This window comes from Microbacterium sp. WCS2018Hpa-23 (genome assembly GCF_031843845.1).
Classification (GTDB): domain Bacteria; phylum Actinomycetota; class Actinomycetes; order Actinomycetales; family Microbacteriaceae; genus Microbacterium.
Map to the genome: position 1 here is coordinate 297,173 of NZ_JAVTIZ010000002.1, position 22,313 is coordinate 319,485.

Genomic DNA, 22,313 nt, shown 5'->3' on the forward strand with positions numbered 1-22,313 from the left:
CGGTGGTGTTCAGCGGAGGGGCGCGAGGCCCCACTCGTCGAGCATGAGCCACATGACCAGGTGCCAGTCCTGGTCGTTGGCCAGAGGATCGGCCGTGTGAGCAGGCTCGGAGTCGACCGTGGACGGGAAGATGAAGGCACATGTCGCCCACCCGTCTCGGCCGAAGTTAGCCATGTTCGCTGCCAGGATGTTGTCCGCATGACGTCTGCGGTCGGGTGTCACCATGTGCTCGGGTAGTCGAAGAAGGGCGACGGCGGTGAGTGTGCTCCAGTAGTGAGGGAAGATGTCGCCCCACTGTCGGCGCTGTCCGAACCAATATCCGTCCCAGTGGCGGATGCTGACGTCTCGAAGCCTCGCGTGAGGCTGCGGGCCGCCGAAGGCCATCATCCAATCGATGCGCTCCTCGAGGGCCGGGAGGAAGACCTCATCACCCGTGAGCCGATAGGCGCTGGCAAGGAGGCTCGTGAGCGGGGCGACGATGGATTGCTCGTAGTGGACTTCGTGGGCAGGCAGATCCCGGCCCGCGGCGACGAAACTACGGGCGCTCGCCACCAGAAGGTCGCGCAACGAGGCTGCGCGGTGAGAGTCTCCTGTCTGCTCCAGATCGTTCGCGACGCGCTCGACGGCGTCGCTCTGCAGAATGGCGAGGAATCGCTCGGCGCCGAGCTCGTAGGCGCGTTCGAGGATGCGTGCTGCGAGGTCGAGTTCGGAGGCGGCCCTGTCGTGCGCACCTTGGGCGCGAAGGTGCTCAGCGCGCATGGCGAAGAACAGCGCCAGCCATGGTGCGTCGTAGAGACGAGGACCGGTGTGGTGGTCCTGAGAGCCTCGCCGCGGGGCCGCGGTGGAATCGAGAAGATGCTGTCGAGCGAATGCGGCCCAACCGTCCAACGCAGCGTCCGCGTCGTCTGCGACGAGGCCGCGCAGACGAGCCTGCTGGATGAGGATCGCCATGCCGATGCGTTCGGACCCATCGGTCCAGTCACTCCACCCGTTGGTGAGTTGTGTGAGAAGGGTTTCCGTGTTCACAGGCACGAACGCGTGGGACAACGTGCCGGACCGCTCGATAGCGGTCTGATGCGTGAGGATGTAGCGCACTCGGTCGCTGACGACTTCGGATACTGGAGCGTGGAAAAGCAGCTCTGTGGCTGAGTCTCCTATTCTCACGGCGTGCAGGCCGGGCGTCGCCGCACGAAGGACCACACCGTCGCGTGTGAGGGCAACCTCGCCCGATTCGAAGAGGACGGGTTGCGAGGTCTTGATCAAGAGCGGCTGGGTCCACGGGACGGCGACATCTTCGAGGAGTGCGGGCGGGGCAGTGTCCTCGACGAACGCCTCGGTGTGGTCGTACCAGCCGACCGTCCATTCGACCGTCCATGATTCGCCGGGTGCGAGAAGGATCGGTGTCTGTCCACCGAATGCTGAGGGGTTCCGACCAGCGTCGGTGGGGTGGAGGACGATGTGACCGCGTGCGTTGGACAGCGTATTGGGGTTCCGCGATTCGACCGAGTACGCGGATAGTGCCCCCTGTCGCACGATCAGCCCGAGAGTGCGGCCTTGACCGCTCATAGGTTGGGCGAGAACCCAGGCCCATGATCCGCCTGTCCACACGTGGGCGTGAACCGCTTGGGCCAGTGCGTCGCTCGCGCCTTCGTAGACATCGTTGAACGGGGTCTGGATCCCCACGGAGCGGAGAGACATCGGACTGTCAGAGATGTTTCGGAATGTGTAACGCTCGCGCAGTTGCTCGTTCTCCCAGTCGCGTTCGACGACGATGCGCAGGCCTTGGGACGCGGCGTGGATTGCGCGGTTGGAGGTTTCTGTCCACTCCAGGTCTGACGGTGCGTTCCATCGGACGGCACCCTTGTCGGTGATGACGAATCCGGAGCCCCACTGGTGCTCGTCCGAGTGCCACGAAGAGGTCAACTCGAGAAGGAACTGGCGGTCTGGTGACTCTGCATCGATGAACTGGACGGGAGCTCCTGTGCGCTCGTCGAGAGTGAAACTGCCGGCTCCGAGGATGAACTGGCGGGTTGCGACTGTACGGTCGGCCATGAGCGTCATTTGACGGCACCTCCTGTGGCGCCGGCAGCGATGAACTTCTGGGCGGCGACGAGCATTGCGATAGCGGGGATGGAAGCGAGCACGGCGGTCGCCATGACAGCGCTCCAATCGTTGACGTACGACCCGAGATATGAGTACAGCCCGAGCGTGACGGGACGAACATCCGCGGTCGTGGTGAGAGTGAGGGCGAAGAGGAAATCGCCCCAGGTGAAGAGGAAGGTGAACATCGCTGCGGTGATGAGCGCGTTGCGGCTCACCGGCAGCACGATGGACCAGAACGTGCGGATGATTCCCGCGCCGTCGACGCGTGCTGCTTCGACGATGGATTGCGGGATGTTCATCATGAACGCGCGCATCACGAGGATTCCGAAGGGTATACCGGCGCTGGAGTCGGCGATGATGAGCCCGACGATGGAATTCAGCAGTCCGAGTTGGTTGTACATCGAGTACAGAGCATTGGCGACGACGATGCCCGGCACCATCTGGCTGACGAGGATCGCAAACAGCAGGCCTGTCAGCCAGCGTGAGCGGAACTTGGCGAGTGCGTAGGCCGCGGGGGCGGCGACGGCGAGAGAGAAGACGACGCTGCCCAACGACACGATGATGCTGGTGATCAGGTTCGCGCCTTGTTCTTCGAGTGCCTGAACGTAGCCGCCGATGTCTGGGTTGAGCGGAAACCACGGGGTGCCGACTGCGCGGCCTCCGGGCTGTAGCGAGACGTTAACCATCCAGTAAACGGGAAAGAGCAGCACCGCGAGGATGAGTATGCCGACGGCTGCGTCGACGGGGCGGCGCCAACCGCGGCTGGCACCGATGAGTCCGGCGGAGCTCATTCGTCCACCGCCTTCCTGTTTGCTCGCAGATACAGGACCGCGAAGATGAGAGAGATGACGATGAGGATGTTGCCGACAGCGGCACCCGCACCGAAGTCGAACTGGCCGAACGACAGACGGTAAGCCTCTGTGGCCAGCGTCTCTGTCGACCCGGCGGGGCCGCCGCCTGTGAGACCGAGGATGATGTCGAGGGCCTTCAACGTGTAGACGACACCAAGGAGCACGACCACTCCGGTGACTGGACGCAGCATGGGCCAGGTGATGGCCCAGAAGGCTCGCCATCCGGTCGCGCCATCGAGCGCCGCTGCCTCATACAACTCCTCGGGGATGTCCTGCAGACCCGAGTAGAGGATCGTCATGTTGAACGGGATGCCCAGCCAGACGTTCACGAGGATGACCGCGGGCAGGGCGATGTTCACGTCCGTCAGCCATCCGATGGACACGTCTGATCCCGTGAGACCAGACAGCACCTGGTTGATGACCCCTGAGTCCTTGTCGAGCATCCAGCGCCAGATCGCGCTCGACACGATGAGAGGTATGAGCCAGGGAAGCAGGAGGAGCGAGCGCACGACACCGCTGAGCGGAAAGCGTCGTCGGAAGAAGACGGCGAGTGCGAGGCCGATGACGAACTGAGCGACGATGGAGACGACAGTGAAGATCGCGGTGTTCATCATGACTCGGCCGAAGCCGGGGGAAGAGATCACCTCGACGTAGTTGTACCATCCCACCCACGGCGCTTCACCGGTGAAGAACGTGCGAGTGGTGAACTCCTGAAAGCTCATCACGCCGTTCTGCACGATGGGGTAGCCGAAGAACAGAACGAGATAGAGCGCTGCCGGGACGACGAAAGCCAACTGAAGCCATCGTTCGGCGCGTAGTGTCATTCGTCTGCGGCGCGGGGGCGTCGAGGACGCGATTGTCGAGGTCACGGGGTCTCCCTGCATACTGCAGGCAGGGGCCGCATGGCCCCTGCCTGCATGTAGGTCACTTGTTCGGTGCAGACTGCTGCAGCGCGGTCAAAGGGTCTGCGCCGCCCGTCAGGGCCGTCTGGATGGCGGTGTAGATGCCTTCGCTGGCGGCGGTGTAATCCGCGCCGAGCTGGGCGGTGCGCGCGCGCAGGCCGGGGACCTGCTCGGCGAAACCGGCCATCTTCGGGTTCTCAGCGATGAACTGATCCACGAGCTCAGTGTTGGTGGGAACCAGATCGCGACCGGAGGCGAGCGCCATCTGGCTCTCGTCGCTGCCGAGGCACTCGACGACCGAGGCTGCTGCGGTCATCTTGGCTTCGTTGCCGGTCTGCGGAATCGTCCAGACTTCTCCGCCCAGAGGAGAGATGATCTCGTCGCCATCTTGCGGGGCGGGGATCGAGACGACCTCGTAGGGGACACCGGCTTCGTCAAGCGACGGGAACTGCCAGGGGCCGTTGACCATCATCGCGGTGTTGCCGGCGACGAACTGGTCGTTGACGTCAGCCTGCGTCCAGGTGAGCACCGACTCAGAGGCCGAACCGCTGTCGACGAGGTCTACCCACAGCTGCAGCGCTTCCGCTCCGGCCTCGGTGGCGATGTCCGTTTCGTCGCCGCCGTTGGACCAGAAGAACGGTAGGAACTGGAACGTCCCCTCCTCGGTGGCGGTGGCGGAGAATGCGATGCCGTACTTGCCATTCCCGCTGAGCGCCGCGGCCGCGGTCTTCAGCTCGTCCCACGTGGTCGGGACGTCGACACCTGCTGCAGCGAGCATATCCGTGTTCACGAACAAAGCGATGGTGTTCGCGACTGGTTGCACGGCATAGAGATCGCCATCGTAACTGGATGCCTCGATGACGCCGTCGGCGTATCCGTCGACGTTGATGTCGAAGTCTGACAGCGGGGCGAGGGCGCCGGATGATGCGATCTGCGGAAGGTCCCCGTTGTCCAGCATCAGAACGTCGGGCATTGTCTTGGACGACACCTGCTGGAGCACCTTCGCCAGGTATCCGTCGTAGGGGACGTCCTGCGTTTCGATGGTGACGCCAGTGGTCTCCTCGCAGGCGGCGAGAACGTCGTCGTAGACCTTCTTGTCGTTGGTCGAGCCAGCGGGACGCTCCAACAGGATACTGTCGGCGTCGTCGCCTGGTGCGGCGGCGTTACTACCGCTGCAACCGGACAGAGCGAGTGCTCCAATGGTGAAGAGGGCAAGTGGGACAGCGGTCCATGCTGCTCGCCGTTGAGTCATTTCGGGTCCTCCAGAGTCAACTTCGACTGTCGATGCGCATCGAATCGATGCGCATCGACAGTAACACGTCGCTTCGTCGACTAGCGAGCGTTCGTTGCCTGTTCGTGACCGCGCGTAGTGGCGCGTCTGGTCAGCCGCGGAGGAAGGAGAGTGGCCCGAGGGGTGTGCGCAGGTTCAATGCCCGCCAATCGCTGCACCAATCGCTCGACTGCTGCTCGCGACACGGCTCGCGGCTCCGGCGAGACATTGGTCACTTCCTCGGTGAACGCAGTCGCTGCCTCGTCCGTGCATAGACCGACCAACCCGACGTCGGGTCCGGGCGTCACTCCAAGGGAACTCAGGTGATGAAGCGTCCAGCTCACCACCTGCGGAGCCCGCGCGATGATCCCTGCTCTGCCCGGCTCGGAAAGCAGTTGATCGGCGACCGCGTGAAAGCCGGCGACTCCCGGAACGGGAGGCCGGACGATCTGCAGGGGCAGGCCGGCAGAGTCAGCCGCGCGCTGCGCGGACTCTTCGAATCCGCGAATGAATCCGTAGCCTTCAGACGAGACAGCTGGAGGTTCTCCGACAAGAGTGATGTGGTCGGCCCCATCTCGTACCAGCTCCTCGACGGCCATCTCTGCGGCGGCCGTCACGTCGAAGTCGAAGGCATCGAACAGAGTAGTCCCACCGGGGACGCCGATGAGGACCACCGGTACGCCGAGGTCCGACGCGGCATCGAGGCGTGGATCCACATCGCGAATGTCCATGAGTATCATCGCGTCAACCACCGAGCGGCCGGCGAGACGTTCCATCTCTGCCGCCCCATCCTCGCCGGTGACCAGCACCACGTCGTAGTCAAATTCTCGGGCCACGCGCGTGATGGTGTCGATGAACGGCAGGGTGCCTTCCATGTCGGTGGTCGTGTCCAGTCGGATCAGCAGTCCGATCACGTTGCTGCGACGCCCGGCCAGTGCGCGCGCACCGGCGTTCGGCTGAAAGCCGAGCTTCTTCATGGCGGCCAGCACGCGCTCTCGGGTGTCGTCCGAGATGGTTCGCTTTCCTGTCATCACGTACGAGACAGTGCTCTGGGACACGCCTGCGAGTGCCGCAACGTCCGCGCTGGTGACACGAGGTTTCCCGATGCTGCCATAGTCCATGTCTCGACGGTATACGCAGTTGAAGCGCATCGATCGTTTGGATGAAGTGAACCCGGTCATATCGCCACGCAGTTCCGATGAGAATTGTTCGACCTAGCGACTATGAGCGGGCGGGGCGATCGCCTCGTTGGCTCCACGGACCTTCTCCACGGCGAACTCTTACCCAGCGCCCGCCGGATGATCCCATTATCGGTATTTTCGGACAGACTCGGACTCGTGAACGAGTGCACCATGACTGATCGCATCGAGCTTCGCCTCAAAGCCGCGAGCGCCAGATGCACGAGTGTGTTGACTCCATCACTATTCCGGGACTGTCACGGGTGCGGTCTCGGAGGGCGTACCAGTTTCGGGGATGACTTGTTCAGACTGCGTGTCTGGCGAGAGTAAGGAAAACGCATACGTGAGGTCGGGCGGACACGTGCTGATCTCCTTCTTCTCGGGCATCGTGGACGAGCATTATCGGGTGATCCCCGGCGGCTACCCCGGCCGTCTGCTGTCGCTCATCGGCGGACGCGTGCGCGAGATCTCGCCACTGCCATCGGAGGAGCGGATTCGCGTGAACCTGAGCGGATCAGAGGCGGATGCCGGTCTGTGGCAGGACGACCTCGTCTCGGCTGCTGCGACGGTGCTCGCAACGTACGCCGATGGACATCTCGAGGGACAGGCGGCGGCGCTGCGTCACGAGCTCGGAGACGGAGTGGTGACGTACCTGGGCACCCAGTTGAGTGAAGCGGGCATGCACCGCGTGCTCGACACCGTGCTCGACGATGCGCAGGTGCGCCCTGTGCTCGAGACGCCGGCCGGCGTCGAGGCGGTCGAGAGGCACGGACCGGAGGTGTCGTATCTCTTCCTCCTCAATCATGGGCAGCGCGTTGTGGAGATCGATCTTCCTCGGAACGCGACGGATCTGCTCGCGGGGGGAGCGGTCCGCGCTGCAGGGGACACTCTGAATCTCGAAGCCGCGGCAGTCGCCGTCCTGAAGTGCGACAGATAGTCGACGGGAGGGGGCGTCGACCGGGCCCGGACAGCGGCGCCCTGTGTCAGCCCCGAAGCACCGAGGATGTCGAGGCTCGCAGGTGCACGGTCGGGACGACCGTCGTTCCGTCATCCGTCTCGCCCTCGACCAGCAACGCGTGCAGCCGCTCCCAGGCGAGACGACCGAGCTCCTCGGCCGGAATCGCCGCCGTCGTGAGCGGCGGGTTGGTGAACTCACTGAAGGTGATGTCGTCGAAGCCGGTCACCGAGAGCTGATCAGGAACAGCGACGCCGCGACGCTGCAGCGCGCTGAGCAGGCCCATCGCGACGACGTCGTTGAAGGCCATCACCGCTGTCGCCTCGGTGGCCAGCACGTCGTCTGCTGCGGCGTATCCCGCCTGGATCGTTCCCCCGCCTGTCACGCGACTCACACGCACATCGGGGTGAGCGGCGCAGAACTCCTCGAGAGCGGCGAATCGCCGCGCGCCCGATCGGGACTTCTCGCCGCCGTCGAGGAAGGCGATGTGACGGTGTCCGAGCCCGTGCAAGTGCTCTGCGAGCAATCTCACACCGTGCTCCAGGCCGACAGCGATGACCGGGACTCCGCGAACGGGCACGGAGCGATAGATCATCACGACCGGACCGAGACGCGCGACGAGCTCTGAAAGCTCGGCGTCATCCATCCGCGGCGAGCACAGCACGATCGCGTCGCATCGGCGCCGCAGCTCGGTGATCAGCTCCGCCTCGTTCGCGAGTCGTTCCGACGAGTCGGCGATCAGCACCTGATAGCTGTCCTCGCCCGCCGCCTGCGAGAGTCCGGTGAGGGTGCGCTGGAAGATGGGGTTGTCGAGTTCAGGCACGAGGATTCCTACCGAATGCGTTCGTCCTTTAGCGAGACCGCGCGCGATCTGACTGGGGGAGTAGCGCAGCTTCGCCGCGGCATCGTGAACCTTCTTCGACAGCAAGGGGTCGACGGTCACCGTGTTGCTGAACGCCCGCGAGACGGTGGTGCGCGACACCCCCGCAAGCTCGGCGACGTCATCCATGGTGGGGGTGCGCGGGACCACTCTCACCATCTTCATCCCTCCGTGGTTCGGGGCTTCGGTCTCCGCATGATGTTGCCCATCATAACGGCGGAAGCGCTTCCCGTGGTCTCGCGGTTCTACATGCACACACTAGATCCGGCGATATTGCGAGCGACGGACCTTGTGGAGGGGGGCTATAACGTCGCAAAATGGCACGCGGTCTCGTCGACTGGCGTGCGACTGGCGGAGAAGTAGTCTCCGGGGACTAGCGACGGCATTCCAGCTGTCTGGCTCGGAAAGACGCAGCGGGTGAGTCAAACCGGAGAGGAACCGGGGGGGCATTCAGCGCCGGGCTCAAACGAACGTTTGTGGCGCGGTTCGGAGGAGGAGCTCGGAACCCCGCCGCAAGCGCTCGTCGCAACCGAGTCTCGGCGAGGGATTTCGGCTGAACTTTCAACGATCACGCGCGCTCGAGACGGCCCAGTAGCAGCGGCGCTACGCGGTGGCCGAATGGCACGCCGCCTGCCTCGGATCGTTGAGATCGACGCGGGATGAAGCAACGTGACCGCACTTTCCGTCCGAGTACCCGGCGGGGAGGTCCCGGCTCTGCCGTAAGCAGTCCTCTGTTGTGGCGTGGAAACTCAGTAGCTGAGGCTGGGTTGCAGGATCCCACCGACGAGCAGCGTGAAGATTAGGCCCGCGAAGGCAGCGGTGAGGCTGATCGCTCCCATCACGTGTAGCCAGCGGTGTCGGCGTCGTTTGAAGGAGTACACGGTGCGCCAGGCCGCGGGAACGATCCCCAGCGCCGCGACTGCGAGGAGGGCCTGCCCGGTTCGGATGATGAGAGCATCGGGAGCCGGGCCGTCTGTGAGCAGTGCGCCGGCAACTGCTGACCAGGGCAGGGCTGACAGCAGCAAACTGAGTGCGCCTGTCCACGCCGCCCATCCCGTACGTTTCCACGCAGTTGGTTGGTCGTCCTGCCGCTGACGGAGACGGCGCACGAGCGCGATGACAGGGTGCGCGACGAGGTACGTCACAAGGATGACGAGTGAGAGGCCAGCGACGATCGGCAACGCCCTCCGTTCTGCCGGCATGGGCTGCAACGTGAACGCGGGATCGAACCCGATCGCGATGACTTCACCATCTCGCTGGTCCACTGCAATGATCCGGTGGCCCCCCACTTCCGACCACACCCAAGACTCGGTCTCGACGAAAGGCACTGGTGTCCCTGTTCGGTCGACGATCGCAGAAATCGTCACGCCGCCGGAGCCGTCCGCGGTGATGTCGATGCTCGAGAGGATGAAGAACGCTCGGATGAACGTTGTTTCCCCGCGACGGGAGAGCTGATAGGTTCCCGCAATCGCCTCCGCATGGGCAGCAGTCGTGCCGGTCGGTTTCTGATCCGGTCGATCATCGGGGAAGTAACGATCGGCGAAGTCTCTGGTGAGTTCGTCTCGGATCACTGTGGAGGAATCCGGGTGAAGACCGGAGCTGTTCAGCGAAACGAAGATTCCGGCGCCATCGTCGGGGTAGATCTCCAGTTGTGCGTGGAATGCGGTGAGATCGCCGCCGTGGCTGAGGACACGGTGGCCGTTTCGATCGCGCTCGAAGAACCCGAGGGTCATCACCGGGCCCTTCGCGAGGCCTCCGAGGTCTCCACTCGTCAGAGCGGGCTCATGCATCAGGGCCAGACTCTGCGGCTGCATCAGACCCGCGTCTGGGTCGCCAAGCTGGGCGAGCATGAACCGGCCCATGTCGATGGCGGTCGCTGAGATCGCTCCCGCGGGAGCCGGCGAGACGACCTCGAACGGAACCTCGGGAGAACCCGCGAAGCGATATCCGGCCGACATGTTCCTTTGAAGATCCGCGGGAAGGGGCTGTGCCATGGTCGCGGTCGTCATCCCGATCGTGTCGAAAATGCGCTCCTGCACCAAGACCTCGAAAGGGACCCCCGTCACACGTTCAGCGACATACGCCGCAAGCCCGTTGGAGTAGTTCGAGTACGCGGGAGTCGAGCCAGGTTCGAAGATCTGAGCGGGTGGATCGATCGCCACCGCATCACGGAGGGATACCGTTTCACCGCCGGGGGCGGTGATGAGCCCGGCTAGTTCGTCCTCAAAGCCTGCCGTGTGCGTCAACAGATGACGCATCGTGATCGGCTCGTCAAAACTCGTGGGCAGCGAGAAGTCCAAGACGTCCTGCACCGGAGCATCCAGGTGCAGTTCTCCTTCCTCGACGAGCTGCATCACGATGGTCGCCGTGAACACCTTCGAGATCGAACCGATCCGGAAAAGCGATGACTCGGCATCAACGGTCTGGGCAGCGTCGTCCGCAGTGCCGACGCTCCCATATCCTCGCGCGGCGATGATCTCCCCATTCGCGACGACCGAGACGGTGGCACCGACCACGCCTTCGCGCTCCAAAGCGGCCGGCAGCACCGCGTCCAACCACGCTTCGACATTCCCCGACGAAAGCTCCGCTGTCTGCACGGGCGCGGGCTCAAGCCTCGTGACCTGCGAGGAGCAAGCCGTCGTAGATGCCAAGATCCCCGCAACCACGAAAAAACCGACAAACGAACGCCAAAGAGAAGTCACACTGCCATCCTGGCAGTCGCCGGTCCTGCGCTCGCACTGGGTGCAACCCCTGAGCCCCGCACCCAGTGCGTGTCGTGGCCGCCTTGAGCGCATATCTCGCGAAGCCATTCCGCGACCTCACGCGCGTGAACGCCGAACAGGGTTGCGCGCTGCGTTCTTAGTCGCACCGGTCCAAGGGTAGAGAGACCCGACGTTATTCATCGGGGGAAGGGGCGACCCGCTGCGTTGTTAGGGGTCGTTCTCGCCTCGTCTGCCGTCCTGACGGGGACAGTAGAGGTGGCTCGTCCGTTTTCAGGGTGGTCTGGACAATTGCTTCCGTTGCGGCCATGTACAGGGTTGGTGGATGCACGGACCATGACATGCTTCTCGCGCCCATGGGCCACCAGAGTCACCCACCGGAGGGCAAGTGGCCGCGATTCCGTGCGACCATGGTTCGCCGGTAAACGGCCATCGGCCGCCGGGCGGACCCTTCGGCGCGTCGTCCTGCGTGATGGCGAGCGCTCGGATGTGCTGGGCGGTCCTCTTGTCGATCGGTCGGCGAAAGGCGTGCTCGAGGACGTTTTTAATTTCGGAGCGGCGGTCAGGTCGTGAGTCGCGTCGTCCTCGACGGCGACGGCGACGGGCCGGGTAGCGCGCGCAGGTGCGCGGTCCAGGGCACCCGCAGTGCTGCGCTGGATAGCAACGATAAGTGGTCTTATCGTCGGTAAACGGCCAGACAGGGAAGGAGCAAGCAAGCGTGCCCGGAAGGCCGACGCTACAGCTGCTGCGGAGGAGCGGGCTCGAGGCGAAGCGCTTCGGGCTGTCATGCAGCGCATCACGCCGCACGACCTTCGTCATACAGCAGCTTCGTTGGCCATCAGCGCGGGCGCGAACGTTAAAGCTGTGCAACGCATGCTGGGTCACAAGAGTGCATCCATGACACTCGACACGTATGCGGACCTCTTCGATGACGACCTGGGCGACGTCGCGACGGCGCTGGATCGCCAGCGCTCATTCGCCCTTCAGCGGTAACGCAGCAGTAACGGAGTCGATGCATCCACTGGTGATGTGTTGTGAGCAGATGTGAGCTTCATCCCCGCAATTCCGGGAAAGTCCGAAGGTGCCCGCTTGTTTTCGCCGTGCAAACATGGGTTCAAATCCCACCGTCACCGCCATGGAAACCCCGAGAAATCGGGGGTTTTTCCGTATCCAGTGAGGCTCGATCACCTGATCTCAGATTCGCGACGTCGTTGTCGCGAGCAAGACCTCTCGCGACAACGCCGTCAGGCCCCCGGTCCAGATCCCAGCGGGGAGATTGCTCGATGTGACGTGGGCGCGCAGCCGGTGCTGCTCGACTCGATGAACGACGCAGCGAGAGGGCTGCTGATCGGCACCGTGCCGATGAAGCGCATCGGAGACCCGTCGGACAACGCCGAAACCGCTTCGTTCCTCGCCTCAGAAGCGGCCGGCTATATCACGGGCGTGGTTCGCGACGTCGACGGAGGACTCTCGATCGGCTCGTCCATTCGCTGATGCGCCCTGCGCCCTGCGCCGCACAGCGGGAGGGACTCCGCGCGTCGGTGTCCCTCCCACTGCTCAGGATCGAGGCAGCCGCAACGTCGCCAATTGGAACGGACGCAGCGTCAGACGGATGCCGTCGGCATCCTGACCCGACAGTGCAGCGTGCTCGATCTCGCGCTCGAGCAGGTCCACTTCGCTGGCGTCACGGCTCGGGAACCCCACGGTGACGGTGGCGTCGGCCCGACGTCCGAGCGCCTCGTACAGCCGGACGATGACGTCGCCGCTGCCGTCTTCGGCGAGCTTGACAGCCTCGGCCACCACACCCGGGTGATCGATCGAGACGAGGGGCTGCACGTCGTCTGCGCCCTCGATACGGCGCTGTGCGAGGTTCGTGCGGTATCCCTCGGCGATCGCGTCGACGAGCTCGCCGCCGACCACGACGCCCACCTCCAGATGATGCCGGCCCTGGTCCTGCTGCGGGTCGGGGAACAGCGCCGCCCTGACCAGCGAGAGCCGTACGGTCGAGTAGGTTCCGCCCGTCTCGCGCGGGTGCCGGGTGATGTCGTGGCCGTAGGTGGAGTCGTTGGTGACCGCGACACCGAAGTCGCTCTCGCCCACTCTGACCCACCGATGCGCCACGGTCTCGAAGCGCGCGGCATCCCACGAGGTGTTGGTGTGGGTCGGACGCACGATGTGCCCGAACTGGATCTCGGAGGAGGCGTGGTCGGTGTGCACGTCGACGGGGACGCTGAGCTTGAGCAGCTTCTGCCGCTCGCGCCAGTCGACGTCGACAGCCAGTTTCAGGGTTCGCGATCCCTGATCGAGACGGATGCTGTGCACCAGGGTCGACGCCCCGAACGAGCGCGAGATCACCACGGCACCGTCGACGATCTCGATGTCGTCGACATCGAGGAGGTCGGTGACGTTGCGGCGGTAGTGCTCGTCGATGTCCCAGGCGTCCCACTGCGTCGGCGTATCCCGGTGCAGCTGGAAGACCCCGGCGCTCTGGCCTGCCGGCACGACCTCGCGGCCGCTCGCCAGGTCGATGATCGACGTCAGCACGCCGCGGTCATCGATCGTCGCACGCACGATCCCGTTGTCGAGGACGAACCCGCCGTCGGCCGCGACCGGTGCGACCGGGGCGACCGCATCCGCCTCACCGATCGCCAGCGCGCCGACCGAGGCATGCGCGTGCGGGGCTGCGTTGACCACGAGGCTGCGCGTGCCGTCGCCGACCAGCGCGCGCAGCGAGTCGGCGATGATCTGCTCGAGCTCGACGGCGATCGCCGCGTAGTTGCGCTCGGCATCCTGGTGCACCCAGGCGATCGACGTTCCCGGCAGGATGTCGTGGAACTGCTGAAGGAGGACGAGCTGCCAGAGACGCTTGAGCTGCTCGGCCGGGTATGCGCGTCCGGTTCGGACCGACGCCGTCGCCGCCCAGAGCTCGGCCTCGCGAAGCAGGTGCTCGCTGCGACGGTTGCCCTGCTTGGTGCGCAGCTGACTCGTGTACGTGCCGCGGTGGAACTCGAGGTACAGCTCGCCGCTCCACACCTCGGGAGACGGGTACTCGGCCTCGGCCTGCTCGAAGAACGCCTGCGGCGTGGAATGCCGGGCGATCGGCGACCCTTCCAGCGACCCCGCGCGCTCGACCTGCGCAGCCATCTCACGGGTCGGACCGCCTCCGCCGTCGCCGTACCCGTACGGCAGCAGCGAGACACGGGCTCTGCCTTTGTCCTGGAAGTTCCGCTGCGCGTGCGCGAGGTCGGCCTGCGAGGCATCCGAGTTGTACTTGTCGACGGGCGGGAAGTGCGTGAACACACGTGTCCCGTCGAGACCCTCCCAGAGGAACGTGTGATGCGGCATCCGGTTCGTCTCGTTCCATGAGATCTTCTGCGTGAGGAACCACTTGGAGCCTGAGGCCTTGATGATCTGAGGGAGGGCGCCGCTATAGCCGAAGGAGTCGGGCAGCCAGACCTCGGGGGTGTCGATCCCGAACTCCCTGAGGAAGAAGCCCTTCCCCTCGATGAGCTGACGGGCGAGTGCTTCGGAGCCGACCATGTTCGTGTCCGACTCGACCCACATGCCGCCGACCGGGACGAACCGGCCTTCGCGGACACGTGCGACCAGACGCTCCCAGATCTCCGGATAGCGCTCTTTGATCCAGGCGAACTGCTGTGCCGACGAGCTGGCGAACACGACGTCGGGGTTCTCGTCCATCAGCGAGAGCACGTTCGAGAAGGTCCGCGACACCTTGCGAGCCGTCTCGCGCACAGGCCACAGCCAGGCCGAATCGATGTGCGCGTGCCCGACGGCATGCAGCACGTGCGCGCTGGCATGGGCGGGGCTCGCCAGGACCGCTCGGAGCGCCTCACGGCCCTCGGCCGCCGTGCCCGCGACGTCATGCGGGTCGACGAGGTCGATCATCCGATCCAGTGCCTGCACGATCTCGGCCCTCCGGGGCGAGGAGGCATCCAGCTCGCCGATGAGTCCGCGCAGGATCACCGTGTCGTCGAGCAGCGACTCGACGGTCAGGTCGCGCAGGGCCACGTCGACGACGCGGAGCACGTAGATCGGGTCGGCACCCGTGGTCTCAGGGTCGCCGAGCTCGGTCGGGTCGAACGTGAATATGCTGCCCACATCGGGATTCGAGGCCGCCTCGAGAAGCACGTCGACGTGCCCGTCCGGCTGCACCGCTGCGGCGACCGCGTTGTTGAACGGGGAGATGCCTTTGATCGGCCGCCCGTCGAGACCCCAGACGAGAGCCTCGGCCTGGAAGCCGCTCTGCCCGGCCGTGAAGCCGAGGTCCACGATGAGCTCTGCCCGAGTGTTCTCCGGCAGATCGCCGGATGCTGTGCGCCACTCGCTGGGGACCTGCCCGCTCACTCGGAACCACGTCGTGCCCCAGGGGCGACCCCATGCGGAGCCCACCGCCGTGGGCGTGTAGTCCGCCTGAACGGCATCCGTGAAGGGCACCGGCTCCCCCGGTGCTTCCCACGCGCGGATCTCGAGCGGGTGGGACAGCCGGTGACGCGCCGGACGAAGGCGCTCGCGGATGAATCGGTCGATGCGCATCTCGATGAGCGCTGTGCGGTCGTGCATGTGTGGTGCTTTCTGGATCGGGGGTGTGCGAAGTGCGGAGATCAGCCCTTGACGCCGCCGGCCAGCGCGAAGCTGCTGCCGGACAGACGCTGCACGAGCAGGTACAGGACGAGGATCGGCACGGAGTACAACGCGGCGAACGCGGCGAGCTGCCCGTAGGCGACGGCGCCGTGATTACCGAAGAAGGTGAAGATCGCGACGGCCGCCGGCATCTTCTCCGAACTGAACAGCAGGACGAACGGGACGAAGAAGTTCCCCCACGCCTGTGTGAACACGAAGATGAAGACGACACTGATACCGGGGCGCATGAGCGGCAGCACGATGGTCCACAGCGCCCGCATGGAGGAGGCGCCGTCGACCCATGCCGCCTCCTCGAGGGAGACCGGCACCGAGTCCATGAAGTTCTTCAGCATCCAGATCGCCATAGGCAACGACGTGGCAGCCATGAACAGGATCACGCTGACCTGCGAGTCGAGCATCTTCAGCTGCACGAAGAGCGCGTAGACCGGCACCATCATGGCCGTGATCGGCAGGCAGGAACCGAACAGGACCGAGTACATGAAGCCGCGCTGGAAGCGGGAGTTGTGCCGCGAGAGCGGGTACGCGGCGAGCACGCCGACGACGACGGTGATGAGTGCGGTGCCGAACGAGATCAGCGTCGAGTTCCACAACGGCAGCAGCGTCATCGACCAGTCGAACACCGAGACGAAGTTGTCGAACGTGAGACGCTCCGGCACTGAGATCGACACCGTCGCCGACGGAGACACCGCAGAGAACACGATCCACGCGATCGGCACGAGGAACACGACACCGACCACGATCAGGACGGTGTTGGCGAGCCACGCGGAGCGGCGCTTCACAGGCGACGCGACGGATATCCGCGGGCCGCGGCTGACGGAGGGGCGGACGATTGCTTCGGTGGCGGTCATCAGTCGACCTCCGGCTTGAGGATGCGGATGTAGAAGATGGCGAAGATCGCGCCGAGCACGAGGGTCACCGCAGCGATCGCCGTGCCGTAGCCGATCTGGGAGTACTGGAACGCCTCCTGATAGGCGAGGACGGGGAGAGTCGAACTCGAGACGCCCGGTCCTCCCTTGGTCATCACCCAGATGAGCCCGAAGGTCCCGAGCGTCTGCAGGGTGGTGAGCATCAGGTTCGTCGAGATCGAACGGCGGATCATCGGGATGGTGACGAGGAAGAAGCGCTGGGCGGCGTTCGCACCGTCGAGCTGTGCAGCCTCCATCACCTCAGGGGGCACCTCGTTGAGAGCGGCACCGTAGACGAGCATCGAGAAGGCCGTGCCACGCCAGACGTTGGCGAGGATCACGGCGAACATCGGGTACTCGATGAGCCAGCTCACCGCGGGGATGCCGACGGTCTCCAGCAGCGCGTTGAGTGTGCCGTCCTTCGAGAAGTAGGCGTAGAGGGCGAAGGCGGCGACGATCTCGGGCATCACCCAGGCGACGACGATGAGCGCGCCGACCATGCTGTTGACCGACTGGGAGCCGATGCGCATGAGCGCGGCGACGCCGAGGCCGAGCACGTTCTGACCGATGATCGCGGAGAACAGCACGAACACGACCGTGAGGACCAGCGCCGTCCAGAAGTTCGGGTCGGTGAACAGCGAGATGTAGTTGTCGAGTCCGACGTACTCGGGCTGTGCTGCCCGATAGCCCGTGAGGGCGCGGTTGGTCAACGACCCCCAGATGGCGTAGATGATCGGCCCGAGCAGGAACACGACCAGCAGCACCACGGCGGGCAGAAGCGGGACGGAGCGCGCCAGGTCGCGGAGCGGGGCGCGCCGCCCGGCCCCGGTGGGCACCGGGGCCGGGCGACGCGTTGCGGATGCAGAGGTCACTGCGGGATACCTACTCGACCTTGTCCGAGCCGACGATCTGGGTGAGAGCATCGTCGTAGGTCTTGGCCGCGTCCTCCGGGGTCGCTTCTCCGGTGATCACCGATTCGGTGGCCTGCTGGAGCGCGCTGGTGATCTGCGAGTAGTCCGGCGTGGTCGGACGGAAGTGCGTGTACTGCACGAGGTCCGAGAAGAACGCGAAGGTCGGGTTGTACGAGAGATAGGCATCGTCGGTCGCGACGTCCTCGCGGACGGCGATCTGGCTGTTCTCGGTGTCGTACTTGAGGGAGTTCTCCTGGTTCAGTGCCATCGCGATGAAGTCGAAGGACGTCTGCGGGTGCTTCGTCTGAGCGCCGACCGCCAGGGTCCAGCCCCCGGACATCGAGGTGAAGCCGGGGTCGCCGCCGTCCTGCGTCGGCATCTTGGCGAGACCGATCGTGTCCTCCCAGCCGTCCCAGGCGCTGTCACCGCTGATCCAGCCGCCGGGAAGCCAGGACCCGTCGATCGCCATGGCGAGCTTTCCCTCGGGGAGCAGCTCCGTGGAGACGCGGCTGCCGATGGTCGAGTCGAGGGCGAGATCGAGAGGAGTCGCCAGATCGTTCTCGTAGAGCGTGCCGTAGAAGCCGAAGGCGTCGGTGAGTCCTTCGGATCCCACCGCCCACTTGTCGGAGTCGGCGTCGTACAGCGTGGATTCGGTGCCGTAGAGCAGCATCTCGAGGCCCTGCATCGACGTCTGCTCCCCGGCGCTCTTGCTGCCGTAGATGTTCAGCGGGATCAGGTCGGCGTCGTACGCCTTCACGGCTTCGGCAGCATCGATGATGTCCTGCCACGACTCGGGCTGCCAGTCCGTGGGGAGTCCCGCCGCGGCGAAGATCTCCTTGTTGTAGTAAATCGCACGGGTGTCAGTGCCCATCGAGATGCCGTAGGTGTTGCCGTCTCCACCGAGCCCGGCCTCCTTGGCCGCATCGTAGAACTGGTCCCAGTCGTCCCAGTCGGCGAGGTAGTCGTCGATCGGGAGCAGGTAGCCGGCAGCGGCGTCGGAGCGCAGCTGGAACGTGTCCTCATAGATCACGTCGGGCGCGGTGTCGGGTGAGCCGTTCATCAGGGCGAGCTTCGTGAAGTACTCGTCCTCGGACTCGATCGGCTGGAGCTTGACCGTCACGCCGGGGTTCGCCGCCTCGAACTCGGGCTTGACCTTCTGGAGGAGATCATCGAGCTGGTGGAAGGCGGACGTCTTCTGATACGCGACGGTGATGGTGCGATCTCCGGTGTCGGACGTCTCCGCGTCCCCGGACGCACCGCATCCCGAGAGGACGACCGCGCCGACCATGATCGCGCCGATGGCGGCGAGGGGCTTCGTTCGCATCTGCTTTGCTCCTTTGCATGCGGACCTCGCTGTTGAGGCCCTTCGATGGGTAATCCTATCCAATGGGATAAATAGGTCGAGAGGAGCACGTAACAGTTCTGTCACGGAACGCTATGCCGTTCGACGGCGACGACGGAGCGGGGTCAGTGGCTGATCATGAGCCGCGATGCCCGCGCTGTGAGCGCATCGTCGAGCACGAGGCAGGCCGCTCCGACGGCGGCGGAGTCCGCTCCGATCTGCGATTGGCGCAGATGCACGGGTTCTGTGGACGTGCTGACGGCCGTGGAGCGCACCCAGTGGTCCAGCACCGGGAAGAGCCGATCTCCGAGCCGCGACCACGCGGGCCCCCCCAAGACGACGATGCCGAGATCGAGGAGGTTGTTCACCTCGACGATCGCCGTCGCGAGGTGCCTCCCCGCGCGCTCCAGGGCTGCAAGCACTCCGTTGTCTCCGGCAGCCGCCAAGGATGACAGCAGCTCGAGCTGCATCCGCGCATCTGAGGTGCCGCTCGACGGGATCGTCCGCTCCGCCTGGGCCAGGAGCATGCGCGGCTCCATGATCACTCCGATGCAGCCACGCGATCCACAGGTGCACATCGGCCCGTCGGCATCGACGACGATGTGCGCGATATTGCCGGCGTTGCCCGTCCGGCCGTGCACCGGCGCGCCCGAGACGGAGAGCCCGAGGCCGAGTCCGGCGCCGTAGTAGAGGAACATCGCGTCGGCGAGCTCTTGCCCCGCGTCGAACCACTGCTCTCCGACGACGGTCGCCACCACGTCCTTCTCTAGCAGCGTCGGCAACCCGCTGACCCTTTCCAGCTCCGTGCGCACCGAGACGTTGTGCCAGGCGGGGAGGAGCGGCGGGTTCAGCAGGCGACCCGCGTCGCGGTCGAACGGTCCCGGAGCCGCCACCCCGATCCCGAGCACGCGCTCGAGCGGAAGGCGCGCCTGGACGACGAGGGATCGGACGCTGTCTCCGAGACGGTCCACGAGCTCATCCGGCGATGAATCGGCGCCTCCGGGGGTCTGCTCGGTCCGCGCGACGACAGCGCCGGCCGCATCCACGACCACGACGGTGTCGACCGCCGGGTCGAGATGCACACCGACCGCGTAGCGCGAATCCGACCGCAGTGCGAGGAGCGTCCGCGGCTTCCCCGGACCCGAGATGACCTTTCCTGTCTCCTCGATCAGCCCCTCGTTGGCAAGTCGGCGAGTGACATTGCTGAGCGTCTGCGTCGACAACCCCGTGCGTTCGGCGAGCTCGCTGCGGCTGAGTCCTTCCTCGGACCGGCGGATCAGGTCGAAGACGAGCGCCTGGTTGTAGACGCCCACAGCAGGGAGGTTCGACCCACGCTGCATATTCCGCTCCTCACCCGTGCGCCCCTGTCAGCGCGTGAACCACATGATCGCCGCGCAGTGCCGCGACGGTCAAACCCGGGTCCGCACGTTCAGCCTAGAACGGGATGCCGTGCACGAGCGCGCTCCCGCCGACCTCGCGGGCAGCAACCGTGACTGGCGATCCCCACCGAGGCGTCCTCCTGCTCACAGCCTCAGTCCCCGGCATCCCACAGGGACCCGAGCTCGGACGGATGGGTGAGCCGCCACCACTCGGTGGGCGGCTCGATGCTCCCCATGATCTTCACGGGAGCGGTGACGGTGTTCGGCCCGGCTGTCCAGGTGATGCTTCCCACGACCGTGCCGTCGCGGTACGTGGGCGGGGAGTCGATGTCCATCGTCGACTCGATGGGCGTGTCCGACCAGGTGAAGATCGACGCGGTCTCGGCGATGACCAGCGTGGCGGTGGATCCCCAGGGTGTCGAGATCGATCCGACCTCCTGGCCGGCGGTCGCGACGGGCACCTGGTGGAAACCGGAGCGGATGCTCTCGAGCGCGGCGACCACGGTGAGGTTCACCGACTCGCGCGATGCTCCTCCGAGGACGACGCCGGTCACCGACAGCGGAGCTCCCGCGCCCACGTCGAGCGTCGCCGTGTACAGCAGGCTGTGCGTGCCCTCGCCCAGGTTTCCGGTCTTCAGCCCGGTGATCCCGGCGATGCCGAGCAGGCCGTTGGTGTTGTGCAGCTGGCCGGCGCCGGGGATCGAGACCGACGGGGTCGCGACGATCTGAGCGATCGCCGGATTCGCGGCGGCGAGCTTCGCGATGGCCAGCAGGTCGGCGGGTGTGCTCGTGTTGCTCGGGCTGATGCCCGTGGGCTCCGTGATCGTCGTGCCGGTGAGTCCGTGGGATGAGAGCCAGGCACGCGTCGCGCCGAGGAACGCGCCCTGTGATCCGAAGATCTGCCGTGACAGCGCCTCGGCGTAGTTGCTCGCGGAGGGGATGAGCATGGCGGCCAGAGCATCATGCAACGACATCGAGGTGCCGGTGGGCATGGGAGCGATGGTCGCGCCCTGCACGTAGTACACGTCGTAGAGATCGTGGTCGGCTTTGCCGAACGTGATCGTCGGTCCTGGGTCATCCGCTGAGGCGAGCGGCGACGCGTCGAGGATGACGAGGGCGGTGATGAGCTTTGTGATGCTGGCGATCGGGAACGGCTCGCCCGTGCCTGTCGCCGACCAGGTCCCGCTCGCCGTCTCACCCAGATAGGCGTCGGCTCCGGCGATGCTGATCGCGGATGCCGCGACCGGAGGTGCGGCCATCGCAACGGCGGCACCCACGGGAACGTCCGGTGTGCGAGTGGTCACCGCTGGCGGATTCACCGGCGCCGTGAGAGCCCACCCGATGTAGCCTCCGGTCACGGCGAGCAGTAGGACGATGCAGACGGCGGTGATGATGAGCCCCCGCCGCCGGCGTCTTGTGCGCACCGCCGGGTCGACCTGATCGCCGCTGAATTCCTGCTCGCGCGCCATGAGCTCGGCGAAATCGGTCAGCCCATCCACCGGCTGACCGGGTGCCGTCATCGAGAGCCCCTCATCGCGCCCCACCTGTCGCTCGCAATCCACAGAAAAGACCATCCTCGTGGATGTCCGCGGTCGGCGGTATCGGCCGTTCGGGGGACACGCGTGCCGCCTCGATGGCTTCGACCACGAGTCAGTCGGCGTCAGCCTCGTTCGCTGCACGCCGATCGATGCGGAATCCTGGCGGTGGCCGGGGTTCTTTGACAGACTGGCCCCGGCATCGACCCCATCGGGGCTCTTCCGCTCGGGGGGCTTGTGCCGACACCGGAGATGGGGATCCATGGGCCTCTTTGATCGTGCGAAGCGGAACGTCGCGGGCGGGCAGGACTGGGCCGCGCAGGCCGCGGCGGCTCAGGAACTCGCCAGTCAGCATCTCCGGGATGCGGGCTACACCGATGGTTCTCCCGTCACCATGGCGAACGCGGGGCAGGTCGGCGGTGACATGTATGCCGATCGTGAGGTGCTCACGGCATACGGCAACGAGCTGAACCGGATCATCGCCATCGGGCACAGCGGCACCGCGGTCATCCGTGCGGCCGTCGACACCGGCGAACGCATCGCGGGCAACCCGTGGTTCCAGCTCGAAGTGGAGGTGACACCCGATGGCGCTGCACCGTACCTCGTGTCGAAGCGCGAGATGGTGGCGCCGCAGTTCATCGCCAACTACGCGGCCGGAAGCGTTCACACGGTCAAGGTCGATCCGGCAGACGCCCAGAACATCGCCTTCACGAGCTGAGC

General features: G+C 65.4%; 15 protein-coding genes and 2 pseudogenes. 4 read left to right on the forward strand and 13 right to left on the reverse strand.

The genetic code is table 11. The annotated features are described in order from the left end of the window. Positions 1-9 precede the first annotated feature (9 nt). The 5 genes from RQG77_RS04940 to RQG77_RS04960 all read right to left on the reverse strand — a co-directional run bounded on the left by RQG77_RS04940 (position 10) and on the right by RQG77_RS04960 (position 6,247). Positions 10-2,052 (reverse strand): hypothetical protein, encoded by a 2,043-nt coding sequence (locus RQG77_RS04940; protein ID WP_311243705.1) that lies wholly within the window; start codon positions 2,050-2,052, stop codon positions 10-12. Positions 2,053-2,057: 5 nt separating this feature from the next. Beyond that, a complete protein-coding gene (locus RQG77_RS04945) occupies positions 2,058-2,894 on the reverse strand; it encodes a carbohydrate ABC transporter permease (RefSeq protein ID WP_311243706.1) in 837 nt (278 codons plus the stop codon). Further along, positions 2,891-3,838 (reverse strand): carbohydrate ABC transporter permease, encoded by a 948-nt coding sequence (locus RQG77_RS04950; protein ID WP_396653388.1) that lies wholly within the window; start codon positions 3,836-3,838, stop codon positions 2,891-2,893. Before RQG77_RS04950 ends, RQG77_RS04945 begins: the two co-directional genes overlap by 4 nt. 40 nt (positions 3,839-3,878) lie before the next feature. Continuing rightward, a complete protein-coding gene (locus RQG77_RS04955) occupies positions 3,879-4,982 on the reverse strand; it encodes a sugar ABC transporter substrate-binding protein (RefSeq protein WP_311243707.1) in 1,104 nt (367 codons plus the stop codon). A 206-nt stretch (positions 4,983-5,188) separates the two neighbouring features. Next, positions 5,189-6,247 carry a LacI family DNA-binding transcriptional regulator gene (locus tag RQG77_RS04960; protein WP_311243708.1) on the reverse strand — a complete coding sequence of 353 codons (1,059 nt, stop codon included), beginning with the start codon at positions 6,245-6,247 and terminating at the stop codon, positions 5,189-5,191. Between the two features lie 352 nt (positions 6,248-6,599). Here RQG77_RS04960 and RQG77_RS04965 point away from each other — a divergent pair, with 352 nt between their 5' ends. Next, the gene (locus RQG77_RS04965) at positions 6,600-7,241 is read left to right on the forward strand and encodes a beta-galactosidase trimerization domain-containing protein (RefSeq protein WP_396653389.1); all 642 of its coding nucleotides are present in this window, start codon (positions 6,600-6,602) and stop codon (positions 7,239-7,241) included. A 46-nt stretch (positions 7,242-7,287) separates the two neighbouring features. Here RQG77_RS04965 and RQG77_RS04970 read toward each other — a convergent pair whose 3' ends face one another. Then, the gene (locus RQG77_RS04970) at positions 7,288-8,298 is read right to left on the reverse strand and encodes a LacI family DNA-binding transcriptional regulator (RefSeq protein WP_311243710.1); all 1,011 of its coding nucleotides are present in this window, start codon (positions 8,296-8,298) and stop codon (positions 7,288-7,290) included. Positions 8,299-8,888: 590 nt separating this feature from the next. Continuing rightward, entirely contained in the window at positions 8,889-10,949 is a 2,061-nt protein-coding gene (locus tag RQG77_RS04975; protein ID WP_311243711.1) for a serine hydrolase domain-containing protein, read from the reverse strand. Between the two features lie 690 nt (positions 10,950-11,639). On the opposite strand from RQG77_RS04975, the pseudogene RQG77_RS04980 reads away from it, so the two are divergent. Both RQG77_RS04980 and RQG77_RS04985 read left to right on the forward strand, forming a co-directional pair. After that, positions 11,640-11,852: pseudogene (locus RQG77_RS04980) on the forward strand (tyrosine-type recombinase/integrase); the annotation flags it as partial. A gap of 363 nt (positions 11,853-12,215) precedes the next feature. Next, positions 12,216-12,353: pseudogene (locus RQG77_RS04985) on the forward strand (SDR family oxidoreductase); the annotation flags it as partial. 63 nt (positions 12,354-12,416) lie between these two features. On the opposite strand, the gene RQG77_RS04990 reads toward RQG77_RS04985, so the two are convergent. The 6 genes from RQG77_RS04990 to RQG77_RS05015 form a co-directional block, all read right to left on the reverse strand. Continuing rightward, on the reverse strand, positions 12,417-15,440 hold the full coding sequence (locus RQG77_RS04990) for a glycoside hydrolase family 38 C-terminal domain-containing protein (RefSeq protein ID WP_311243713.1): 3,024 nt from the start codon (positions 15,438-15,440) through the stop codon (positions 12,417-12,419). Positions 15,441-15,481: 41 nt separating this feature from the next. After that, positions 15,482-16,369, reverse strand: a complete 888-nt coding sequence (locus RQG77_RS04995) for a carbohydrate ABC transporter permease (RefSeq protein ID WP_311243714.1) — start codon at positions 16,367-16,369, stop codon at positions 15,482-15,484. Beyond that, positions 16,369-17,298 carry a sugar ABC transporter permease gene (locus tag RQG77_RS05000; protein ID WP_311243715.1) on the reverse strand — a complete coding sequence of 310 codons (930 nt, stop codon included), beginning with the start codon at positions 17,296-17,298 and terminating at the stop codon, positions 16,369-16,371. The genes RQG77_RS04995 and RQG77_RS05000 overlap by 1 nt, the downstream gene beginning before the upstream one ends. Before the next feature lie 10 nt (positions 17,299-17,308). Further along, positions 17,309-18,661 (reverse strand): extracellular solute-binding protein, encoded by a 1,353-nt coding sequence (locus RQG77_RS05005; RefSeq protein ID WP_311243716.1) that lies wholly within the window; start codon positions 18,659-18,661, stop codon positions 17,309-17,311. Positions 18,662-18,804: 143 nt separating this feature from the next. Then, the gene (locus RQG77_RS05010) at positions 18,805-20,019 is read right to left on the reverse strand and encodes an ROK family transcriptional regulator (RefSeq protein ID WP_311243717.1); all 1,215 of its coding nucleotides are present in this window, start codon (positions 20,017-20,019) and stop codon (positions 18,805-18,807) included. A 191-nt stretch (positions 20,020-20,210) separates the two neighbouring features. Further along, positions 20,211-21,578 (reverse strand): D-alanyl-D-alanine carboxypeptidase, encoded by a 1,368-nt coding sequence (locus RQG77_RS05015; RefSeq protein ID WP_311243718.1) that lies wholly within the window; start codon positions 21,576-21,578, stop codon positions 20,211-20,213. Between the two features lie 277 nt (positions 21,579-21,855). Here RQG77_RS05015 and RQG77_RS05020 point away from each other — a divergent pair, with 277 nt between their 5' ends. Next, the gene (locus RQG77_RS05020; RefSeq protein WP_311243719.1) at positions 21,856-22,311 is read left to right on the forward strand and encodes a hypothetical protein; all 456 of its coding nucleotides are present in this window, start codon (positions 21,856-21,858) and stop codon (positions 22,309-22,311) included. Positions 22,312-22,313: the final 2 nt, after the last annotated feature.

What these genes read in the sequence shown, in the direction of transcription:
- RQG77_RS05020 (WP_311243719.1), top strand. Translation starts at nt 21,856, where the DNA reads ATGGGCCTCTTTGATCGTGCGAAGCGGAACGTCGCGGGCGGGCAGGAC.
- RQG77_RS04970 (WP_311243710.1), bottom strand. Translation starts at nt 8,298, where the DNA reads ATGGTGAGAGTGGTCCCGCGCACCCCCACCATGGATGACGTCGCCGAG.
- RQG77_RS04995 (WP_311243714.1), bottom strand. Translation starts at nt 16,369, where the DNA reads ATGACCGCCACCGAAGCAATCGTCCGCCCCTCCGTCAGCCGCGGCCCG.
- RQG77_RS04965 (WP_396653389.1), top strand. Translation starts at nt 6,600, where the DNA reads ATGACTTGTTCAGACTGCGTGTCTGGCGAGAGTAAGGAAAACGCATAC.
- RQG77_RS04945 (WP_311243706.1), bottom strand. Translation starts at nt 2,894, where the DNA reads ATGAGCTCCGCCGGACTCATCGGTGCCAGCCGCGGTTGGCGCCGCCCC.
- RQG77_RS04950 (WP_396653388.1), bottom strand. Translation starts at nt 3,838, where the DNA reads ATGCAGGGAGACCCCGTGACCTCGACAATCGCGTCCTCGACGCCCCCG.
- RQG77_RS04940 (WP_311243705.1), bottom strand. Translation starts at nt 2,052, where the DNA reads ATGGCCGACCGTACAGTCGCAACCCGCCAGTTCATCCTCGGAGCCGGC.
- RQG77_RS04975 (WP_311243711.1), bottom strand. Translation starts at nt 10,949, where the DNA reads ATGGCTTCGCGAGATATGCGCTCAAGGCGGCCACGACACGCACTGGGT.
- RQG77_RS04990 (WP_311243713.1), bottom strand. Translation starts at nt 15,440, where the DNA reads ATGCACGACCGCACAGCGCTCATCGAGATGCGCATCGACCGATTCATC.
- RQG77_RS05005 (WP_311243716.1), bottom strand. Translation starts at nt 18,661, where the DNA reads ATGCGAACGAAGCCCCTCGCCGCCATCGGCGCGATCATGGTCGGCGCG.
- RQG77_RS05010 (WP_311243717.1), bottom strand. Translation starts at nt 20,019, where the DNA reads ATGCAGCGTGGGTCGAACCTCCCTGCTGTGGGCGTCTACAACCAGGCG.
- RQG77_RS05015 (WP_311243718.1), bottom strand. Translation starts at nt 21,578, where the DNA reads ATGACGGCACCCGGTCAGCCGGTGGATGGGCTGACCGATTTCGCCGAG.
- RQG77_RS04960 (WP_311243708.1), bottom strand. Translation starts at nt 6,247, where the DNA reads ATGGACTATGGCAGCATCGGGAAACCTCGTGTCACCAGCGCGGACGTT.